This is a genomic window from Enterobacter sp. JBIWA005 (genome assembly GCF_019968805.1).
GTDB classification, from domain to species: domain Bacteria; phylum Pseudomonadota; class Gammaproteobacteria; order Enterobacterales; family Enterobacteriaceae; genus Enterobacter; species Enterobacter vonholyi.
Genome location: NZ_CP074159.1, coordinates 4,689,718 through 4,696,383, shown reverse-complemented (window position 1 = coordinate 4,696,383; position 6,666 = coordinate 4,689,718). Strand labels below are relative to the sequence as shown.

General features: G+C 56.1%; 7 protein-coding genes. All 7 read left to right on the top strand.

What is annotated here, in order from left to right; genetic code table 11:
- The first annotated feature begins 599 nt into the window (after positions 1-599).
- Positions 600-740, top strand: coding sequence for a 50S ribosomal protein L34 (gene rpmH / locus KGP22_RS22335; protein ID WP_000831330.1), 141 nt, complete (start codon positions 600-602; stop codon positions 738-740).
- 16 nt (positions 741-756) lie between these two features.
- Positions 757-1,116: a ribonuclease P protein component gene (gene rnpA / locus KGP22_RS22330; RefSeq protein ID WP_032640303.1), complete on the top strand. Its 360-nt coding sequence runs from the start codon at positions 757-759 to the stop codon at positions 1,114-1,116.
- Positions 1,080-1,337, top strand: a complete 258-nt coding sequence (gene yidD, locus KGP22_RS22325; RefSeq protein WP_001307474.1) for a membrane protein insertion efficiency factor YidD — start codon at positions 1,080-1,082, stop codon at positions 1,335-1,337. The genes rnpA and yidD overlap by 37 nt, the downstream gene beginning before the upstream one ends.
- Before the next feature lie 2 nt (positions 1,338-1,339).
- Positions 1,340-2,983: a membrane protein insertase YidC gene (yidC, locus tag KGP22_RS22320; protein ID WP_115876769.1), complete on the top strand. Its 1,644-nt coding sequence runs from the start codon at positions 1,340-1,342 to the stop codon at positions 2,981-2,983.
- Between the two features lie 72 nt (positions 2,984-3,055).
- Positions 3,056-4,420: a tRNA uridine-5-carboxymethylaminomethyl(34) synthesis GTPase MnmE gene (gene mnmE, locus KGP22_RS22315; protein WP_032644252.1), complete on the top strand. Its 1,365-nt coding sequence runs from the start codon at positions 3,056-3,058 to the stop codon at positions 4,418-4,420.
- A gap of 111 nt (positions 4,421-4,531) precedes the next feature.
- Positions 4,532-5,707, top strand: coding sequence for an MFS transporter (locus tag KGP22_RS22310; protein ID WP_223580805.1), 1,176 nt, complete (start codon positions 4,532-4,534; stop codon positions 5,705-5,707).
- Complete coding sequence (gene yidZ, locus KGP22_RS22305) at positions 5,676-6,647, top strand: HTH-type transcriptional regulator YidZ (protein WP_111964239.1); 972 nt, start codon at positions 5,676-5,678, stop codon at positions 6,645-6,647. The genes KGP22_RS22310 and yidZ overlap by 32 nt, the downstream gene beginning before the upstream one ends.
- Positions 6,648-6,666: the final 19 nt, after the last annotated feature.

The window sequence follows — 6,666 nt, the reverse complement described above, 5'->3', positions numbered from 1 at the left end:
GGCGGACTCCACTCGAACAATAAAAGAAAACTATTGAATATTCATGATTGTTGGCGCACATCGACATGACCCTGTGTAAAGGGGGACGTGCGAATTGCTATCTGCAATTTATCCTGACCAGGATCCTGGGATCCCGATCGGGACCGCGGATCATAGCCTAAACTGAGCCAGAGATCTTCTGTTTCTCACAGATTCTTCCCGATTTATCCACAGGAAGATCCAGAACCGGGTAAGTGTAAACGATCCTGGCGCGAGTGCCCCGCGATTTAGTCCGCATATTGGAAAAATTAATGAGCACAGACAATTTATTGCTTAAATGATCTAACGAAGATCCGGGACGATCCTTGCGCTTTGTCGGTGAGCCCGTATAATCCTCGACCCGGCGCGTGATGCTCATCTTCCTGCGTCGTCCGTTGCTCATTTTCCACGCGAAAACGTGCGGAAATACGCGGGAAATAAGGAAAGAGAATTGACTCCGGAGTGTACAATTATTACAATCCGGCCTCTTTAATCACCCACGCTGAGGCGTTAGTCGTTCGAAACTCGTTCGGGTATACGCAAAAGTCAGTGAATTTATTCAAGTTTAGGTAGAAATCGCCATGAAACGCACTTTTCAACCGTCTGTACTGAAGCGCAACCGTTCTCACGGCTTCCGTGCTCGTATGGCTACTAAAAATGGTCGTCAGGTTCTGGCACGTCGTCGTGCTAAAGGCCGCGCTCGTCTGACCGTTTCCAAGTAATAAAGCTAACCCCTGAGTGGTTAAGCTAGCATTTCCCAGGGAGTTACGTTTGTTAACTCCCGCTCATTTCACTTTCGTCTTCCAGCAGCCACTACGGGCTGGCACGCCGCAAATCACCATCCTCGGCCGCCAAAATTCGCTGGGGCATCCCCGCATCGGTCTCACAGTCGCCAAGAAAAATGTTAAGCGTGCGCATGAACGCAATCGGATTAAACGTCTGACGCGTGAAAGCTTCCGTTTACGTCAGCACGAACTGCCTTCAATGGATTTCGTGGTGGTGGCTAAAAAGGGGGTTGCCGACCTCGATAACCGTGCTCTCTCGGAAGCGTTGGAAAAATTATGGCGCCGCCACTGTCGCCTGGCTCACGGGTCCTGATAGCCCTCATTCGGGTCTATCAACGCCTGATTAGTCCGCTACTCGGGCCGCACTGCCGTTTCACACCAACATGCTCAAGCTACGGAATTGAGGCATTGCGCAGGTTTGGAGTGATAAAAGGCAGTTGGTTGACGGTGAAACGCGTATTAAAATGCCACCCTTTACACCCCGGTGGAGACGACCCCGTCCCTCCAGGACCCTTTGATACCAGAGAACACTAACGATGGATTCGCAACGCAATCTTCTTATCATCGCTTTGTTGTTCGTGTCTTTCATGATCTGGCAGGCATGGGAGCAGGATAAAAATCCTCAACCCCAGCAGCAGACCACGCAGACTACGACCACCGCAGCGGGTAGCGCCGCCGACCAGGGCGTACCGGCCAGTGGCCAGGGGAAACAGATTACGGTTAAGACCGATGTGCTTGAGCTGACAATCAACACCCGTGGTGGTGATGTTGAGCAGGCGCTGCTGTTGACCTACCCGAAAGAGCTGAAGTCTAACGAACCGTTCCAGTTACTGGAAACCACGCCTGAGTTTATCTACCAGGCGCAGAGCGGCCTGACCGGTCGTGATGGCCCGGATAACCCGGCTAACGGTGCGCGTCCACTGTATACCGTCGAGAATGACACCTTTGTGCTGGCTGATGGCCAGAACGAACTCGTTATCCCGATGACCTATACCGACGCCGCAGGCAACACCTTCACCAAAACCTTCACCCTGAAACGCGGTGAGTATGCGGTGAACGTGGGCTACAGCGTACAGAACGCCAGTGCGAAACCGCTGGAACTGTCCACCTTTGGCCAGCTGAAGCAGTCCATCAATCTGCCGTCTCACCGTGACACCGGAAGCAGCAACTTTGCGCTGCATACCTTCCGTGGCGCGGCGTACTCCACGCCAGACGCGAAGTATGAGAAATACAAATTCGACACCATTGCCGATAACGAAAACCTGAACGTCAGCGCTAAAGGCGGTTGGGTGGCAATGCTGCAGCAGTATTTCGCCACTGCGTGGGTGCCAAATAACGACGGTACCAACAACTTCTATACTGCGAACCTAGGCAACGGTATTGCAGCCATCGGCTACAAATCTCAGCCGGTTCTGGTACAGCCGGGTCAAACCGGTAAGCTGGCAAGCACCCTGTGGGTCGGCCCGGAAATTCAGGACAAAATGGCCGCTGTTGCGCCGCACCTGGATCTGACCGTGGATTACGGTTGGTTGTGGTTCATCTCTCAGCCGCTGTTTAAGCTGCTGAAGTTCATCCACAGCTTCCTGGGTAACTGGGGCTTCTCCATCATCGTTATCACCTTCATCGTTCGTGGCATCATGTACCCGCTGACTAAAGCGCAGTACACCTCCATGGCGAAGATGCGCATGCTGCAGCCGAAGATTCAGGCAATGCGTGAGCGTCTGGGCGATGACAAACAGCGCCAGAGCCAGGAAATGATGGCCCTGTACAAAGCAGAGAAAGTGAACCCACTGGGCGGCTGCTTCCCGCTGCTGATTCAGATGCCAATCTTCCTTGCGCTGTATTACATGCTGATGGGTTCCGTTGAGCTGCGCCACGCGCCGTTCGCCCTGTGGATCCATGACCTGTCCGCACAGGACCCGTACTACATCCTGCCGATCCTGATGGGCGTGACGATGTTCTTCATCCAGAAGATGTCGCCGACCACCGTGACCGACCCGATGCAGCAGAAGATCATGACCTTTATGCCGGTCATCTTCACCGTGTTCTTCCTGTGGTTCCCGTCAGGTCTGGTGCTGTACTATATCGTCAGCAACCTGGTGACCATCATCCAGCAGCAGCTGATTTACCGTGGTCTGGAAAAACGTGGCCTGCATAGCCGCGAAAAGAAAAAGTCCTGATTCGGTAAGTTAACGCTAAAATAAGGGCGGTCGATTGACCGCCTTTTTTATTTGTATTGAACGAGACCAACCATGAGCCATAACGACACTATCGTCGCCCAGGCAACCCCACCGGGACGCGGTGGTGTAGGCATTCTGCGCATCTCCGGCCTGAAGGCGCGCGAGGTGGCCGAAGCGGTGCTGGGTAAACTGCCAAAGCCGCGCTACGCTGATTACCTGCCGTTTAAAGATACCGACGGCACGCCGCTGGACCAGGGCATTGCGCTGTGGTTCCCCGGCCCTAACTCCTTCACCGGCGAAGACGTGCTGGAGCTTCAGGGCCACGGCGGCCCCGTTATCCTCGACCTGCTGTTAAAACGTATCCTGACCCTGCCGGGCCTGCGCATTGCCAAGCCGGGCGAGTTCTCCGAACGTGCCTTCCTCAACGACAAGCTCGACCTGGCGCAGGCTGAGGCCATTGCTGACCTGATCGACGCCAGTTCTGAACAGGCGGCCCGCTCCGCCCTGAACTCGCTGCAGGGGGCATTCTCCGCGCGTGTGAATCACCTTGTGGAAGCACTTACTCACCTGCGCATCTACGTGGAAGCGGCAATCGACTTCCCTGATGAGGAGATCGACTTCCTCTCTGACGGTAAAATCGAAGCCCAGCTCAACCAGGTGATGAGCGATCTCGACGCCGTTCGCGCCGAAGCGCGCCAGGGCAGCCTGCTGCGCGAAGGGATGAAGGTGGTGATTGCCGGACGCCCTAACGCCGGGAAATCGAGCCTGCTGAACGCCCTGGCGGGCCGTGAAGCGGCAATCGTGACCGACATTGCCGGCACCACTCGCGACGTGCTGCGCGAGCACATCCACATCGACGGCATGCCTCTGCACATCATCGACACCGCCGGTCTGCGCGATGCCAGCGATGAGGTTGAGCGCATCGGTATCGAACGCGCCTGGCAGGAGATCGAGCAGGCCGACCGCGTGCTGTTTATGGTGGACGGCACCACGACCGACGCCGTTGACCCGGCAGAGATCTGGCCGGACTTTATTGCCCGCCTGCCGGCCAAACTGCCGATCACCGTGGTACGTAATAAGGCAGACGTGACCGGCGAAACGCTGGGCATCAGCGATGTGAATGGTCACTCACTAATCCGCCTGTCGGCGCGTACCGGTGAGGGCGTGGACGACCTGCGTAATCATCTCAAGCAGAGCATGGGCTTTGACACCAGCATGGAAGGCGGCTTCCTGGCGCGTCGCCGTCACCTGCAGGCGCTGGAAGAGGCGGCTAACCACCTTGTCCAGGGTAAAGCGCAGCTGATCGGCGCGTGGGCGGGTGAACTGCTGGCGGAAGAGCTGCGTCTGGCGCAGCAGAATCTGAGCGAGATCACCGGGGAGTTTACCTCGGACGATCTGCTGGGACGGATCTTCTCAAGCTTCTGTATTGGTAAATAATTCCCGCTAATCTATGGTGATTTCCTCCTGGGAAATCACCATTGTCCAAATGGCAACTCGCCTAATCCCTTTTCACCCCCTATCCTGCATGCCTTCATCTATGGGGGGTTTATGGCGCGTTTTCTGTTTTGTAGTTTCGCTTTAGTTCTGCTTTATCCGTCAGGCATTGATATGTATCTGGTGGGATTACCGCATATCGCCCGCGATCTGGGCGCCAGCGAAGCGCAGCTGCACATCGCGTTTTCGGCCTACCTCGCGGGGATGGCGTCGTCGATGGTGTTTGCGGGGAAGATCGCGGATAAGGCAGGCCGTCAGCCTGTCGCTATCTCCGGTGCCATCGTTTTTGCCCTGGCGTCCCTTCTCTGCTCACAGGCGCAAAACAGCACCGTGTTTCTGACCGGGCGCTTTATCCAGGGCATCGGGGCGGGCGGTTGCTACGTGGTGGCGTTTGCCATTTTGCGCGACACCTTAAGCGCCCAGCGTCGCGCCAAAGTGCTGTCGATGATGAACGGCATTACCTGCATCATCCCGGTGCTGGCCCCGGTCGTGGGCTATCTGATCATGCTGAAATTCCCGTGGCAGAGCCTGTTCTGGACCATGGCGGCGATGGGCGCGCTGGTGTTTGTCCTGTCAATTGCCGTGCTGAAAGAGACCCACCCGGGCTCGCAGAATACCGGCCATACCGCAACCATTCACCCGGCAGAGAAGCTCCTCAACCGCTTTTTCCTCAGTCGTCTGGCCGTGACCACGTTAAGCGTGGCGGTGATCCTGACCTATGTAAACGTTTCCCCGGTTTTGCTGATGGAGACTATGGGCTTCGATCGCGGTCAGTATTCAACGGTGATGGCATTAACCGCGATGGTCAGTATGGCCGTTTCTTTTTCGACGCCGTTTGCGCTAAATGTTTTCAGCCAGCGCACATTGATGCTGACCTCACAGGTTTTATTCCTCGCCGCCGGCGCGATCCTGGCGACCACCAGCTCACATGCGGTCATGCTGGCAGGTATTACGCTCATTTGTGCCGGGTTCTCGGTTGGCTTTGGCGTAGCGATGAGCCAGGCGCTTGGCCCATTTTCGCTGCGGGCAGGCGTGGCAAGCTCGGTACTGGGGATCGCGCAGGTCTGCGGCTCGTCGATGTGGATTTGGCTGGCGGCGGTCATCGGGCTTAACGCGCTGAATATGCTGATCGGGGTTCTGATTGGCTGTAGCATACTCTGCATTACCTTACTTATGGTCATCCAGCCCGCGGCGCACTATGAAGAAGCCCATCAGCAGTCTCGATCTTAACCTGTTGCTGTGCCTGCAGCTTTTGCTGCAGGAGCGCAGCGTCACCAAAGCGGCAAAGCGGATGAACGTGACGCCGTCGGCGGTGAGCAAATCGCTGGCCAAGCTGCGCGACTGGTTCGAAGACCCGCTGTTTGTTAAAACTCCGCTAGGGCTGCTGCCGACGCCGCTGACGGTGAGTCTTGAGCAGGATCTGGCTGACTGGATGCAAATCGGCAACCAGATCCTCGATAAATTCCACCATGATTCTCCGGGCGGGCTGACGTTCGTGCTGGCCGCGGAAACGCCGTTGATGCTGATCCGCTTCAATGCCCTGCTGGAGCAGGTGAACCAGCGCTATCCGCAGGCTACGGTGAAAATGCGCCACTGGGATTACGACTCTCTGGACGCCATTACGCGTGGAGAGGTGGACCTGGGATTCACCGGACGCGAAACGCACCCGCGATCGCGTGAATTGCTGAAGCTAATGCCGTGGTTCATCGACTATGAGATCCTGTTCAGCGACCGTCCGTGCGTGTATCTGCGTGAGGATCACCCCGCGCTACAGGATGAATGGAACCTCGAGACCTTTCTGCGCTACCCTCACATCAGCATCTTCTGGGAACGCAGCGACACTTGGGCACTGGACGAAGTGCTAAAGGAGATGGGTCGGGAGAGAAACATTGCCATGAGCGTGCCGGGCTTTGAGCAGTCGATGTTTATGGCAGCGCAGCCCGGTCATAACTATATCGCCACGGCTCCGCATTACTGCCATCACTACAATGAACTCCACCAGCGGAAGCTGATCGCGCTTCCTATTCCCATTGACGAAGCGCAGGCTGAAAAGCTCACCGTTCCCTTCACGTTGATCTGGCATAAACGGAACAGCCATAATCCGAAAATTCTATGGTTGCGGGAAACCATCAAGGCGCTGTACGGTGCGAGCGATCCAATTTTTGCCTAAGAAAATGTAAAGTTCGGTC